Origin of the sequence: Geitlerinema sp. CS-897, from assembly GCF_028368005.1 — a bacterium.
In the GTDB taxonomy this organism is placed as follows: domain Bacteria; phylum Cyanobacteriota; class Cyanobacteriia; order Cyanobacteriales; family Geitlerinemataceae; genus Baaleninema; species Baaleninema simplex.
Genome location: NZ_JAQNCQ010000011.1, coordinates 1 through 2,514, shown reverse-complemented (window position 1 = coordinate 2,514; position 2,514 = coordinate 1). Strand labels below are relative to the sequence as shown.

1 protein-coding gene is annotated in these 2,514 nt (G+C 54.8%); it reads right to left on the bottom strand.

Annotated elements, in window-relative coordinates:
• Positions 1-219: 219 nt before the first annotated feature.
• Entirely contained in the window at positions 220-2,169 is a 1,950-nt protein-coding gene (locus POG22_RS00315) for an amylo-alpha-1,6-glucosidase (protein ID WP_498902982.1), read from the bottom strand.
• Positions 2,170-2,514 lie beyond the last annotated feature (345 nt).

Below are 2,514 nucleotides of genomic sequence, written 5' to 3'. Positions count from 1 at the left end.
TCATAATTTTGTCGAGAAATATTATTGTAACTTATAAAGTGGACGAGTTAAGTCAATTCAGATTTATACCTTGAGCAAGACGGCTTCTTGTTCATTTTCCACCCCCAGCTTTTGATAACTTTTTCAGCAAACCCTAATTAATTGATGCTTAAGTGAAGTTCGAACTCTCGTTAAAACTCCCTGAATTGCCAAACCTGATTTTCTCCGAACGTGTACCACTCAACCCAACTTTCCCATCACCCGCAACACCTCAGCCACACTCCACGCTTGGGCAAAACAACCTCGGGGCGTATGGGGCGCGTCCCCGTCGAAAATCTCGCTGATGCTGCCGATTCCCGCCGCCGACAAATGCTCTCGCATCGGTTCGAGGAAGCTTCGCGCTCGATCGGCGTTGCCGTAAACTCGGAAATGGGCTTCTGCGAACGGCCCCAACAACCACGCCCATACTGTCCCCTGGTGATACGCCCCGTCGCGTTGCCAGCGATCGCCCCCGTAATCCCGACGATACTGAATATCGTCTGGAGAAAGCGATCGCAACCCGTAAGAGGTCACTAACTTCTGCCCCACCCAATCCACTACCGACTTCGCCCGTTCCCCCGTCAACACTGCATGGGACAACGACACCGCGAAAATCTGATTCGGACGTAACGTCGCGTCGTTCCCGTCTGGCGTATCTAGCACGTCGTAACAGTATCCCTCTGGGGCGTACCAAAAGCGATCGAATCCCTGTTTCGCCCGTTTCGCCAACCGTTCGTACTCCCGCGTGGGCTTGTCCGAGACGCGCGCGAACTCCACCATCGTACGCAGGGCGTTGTACCACAGAGCGTTGACGTCCACCGCCTTTCCCTGTCGGGGCGTCACCACCCAGTCGTCTACCTTGGCATCCATCCAGGTTAACTGTACGTCCGGCTCTCCAGCATACAACAACCCATCCTCGTCCAGATGAATGTTGTAGCGCGTCCCGCGCACGTGCCAATCGACGACTTCCCGCAATGCTGGAAATAATTCGGCAACGAGTTTCTCGTCCCCCGTCACCTCGAAATACGCTCGCAATGCCTCGAAATACCACAAAATCGCGTCTACGGTGTTGTACGCCGGTTCGCAACTGCCATCGGGAAACAGGTTCGGCATCATGCCGCGATCGAAATATCGAGCAAACGTCCGTAAAATCGGCCGGGCAATCTCAGGGCGTCCTGTCGCCACCGTCAACCCCGGCAAACTAATCGCCGTATCCCGTCCCCAGTCACCAAACCAAGGATAGCCCGCAATTACTGTTTTTCCGGCAGAACCGCCAGCGATCGCGCGATCGACAATAAACTGGTCGGCAGCGAGGGCTAACTGTTCTCGCCACGGAGACTTGCCACAACAGGCCACAAAGCGATCGCGCAGTCGATCCTCGTAAGCGTAACGGCGTTGAAGTGCCGCTTCTCCATCGACGCAGAAACTTTCATGGGTACTCGCGATCGCCGTAACCGACTCCCCTGGTTCCAACGTTAGATCTAATGTCGCTCCGTGTAGGTGGTTTTCCCAATTTCCCGTACCGCGATAGCGTTCCATCGCTAAATCGAACTCGCGATACCAACGGTGTTGGGGCGTCCACGTTCCCCCACCCCGCAAGTGCAACGGAACCGCACCGCCGAACGCTACGATATCGATTCCCCCTTCGACTGCCCACACTTGCCAGTTACCCACCACCGAACCGCCGTGATGGTCGCGTGCGTTCGCAAACGCCTTTACCGACAAATGAAACGGTGCGGAGGCTCGGTCTAAGGTGTAGCGAATATAGGTGGTATTTTGTCCCCGTTCCATCCAAACCCGCTTAGACAGTCGTGCGTCGGCGATCGCAAACTGCCAAACGGGAACCGACCCTTCTAAATAAAACCGTTCTAAGTGCAAATATCCCGACGGCGACACCGTGCCGTCCGCCCAGCGGTTAGTGGCTAACTCGAGCGATCGCCCCAAATATACCGCCGTCTCGTCCAATTTCACTAACATCAGCGTCCGCCCCGACGGGGGGTTCAACGCCGCGACTAACAATCCGTGATAGTGACGCGTCAACACACCCGGAACGGTTCCACACGCGTAACCGCCGATCCCGTTCGTCACCAACCACTCTCGCGTTTCCGCCAAGTCGAGACGGCCGCAGATGTCTCGTCCGAATCCCACCATATCGCCCTGTTCTCCTCTCGCTGTCAAAGCTGTCCGAGACGATCCTACAGGGTGGAAAGGGAGCTTTTTCAGTGAAGAGGGAAGAGGGAAGAGTGAGGACAGTGAACGGGTAACCGTGTCTCTTCATCCCCTCATCTCCTCATCCCCTCACTGGTGCAGAAAACTTTTCGAGATCGGAGATTGACAAAACACATAAAATATGTATCTAGTGCAGCGTCAACTCTAAGAATTAGGGTTAACGGGAGTATTGAGGTAATCTGTAGGGAGCGAGCCGGAGTCCCATGCAGAAAAAATACATTGTGCGCCTGACAGCAGAAGAGCGTCATCAGCTACAGGCAGTGATTA

Bases quoted from the DNA above. Each gene is read 5' to 3' on its own strand.
- POG22_RS00315 (WP_498902982.1), bottom strand. From the start codon at position 2,169: ATGGTGGGATTCGGACGAGACATCTGCGGCCGTCTCGACTTGGCGGAA.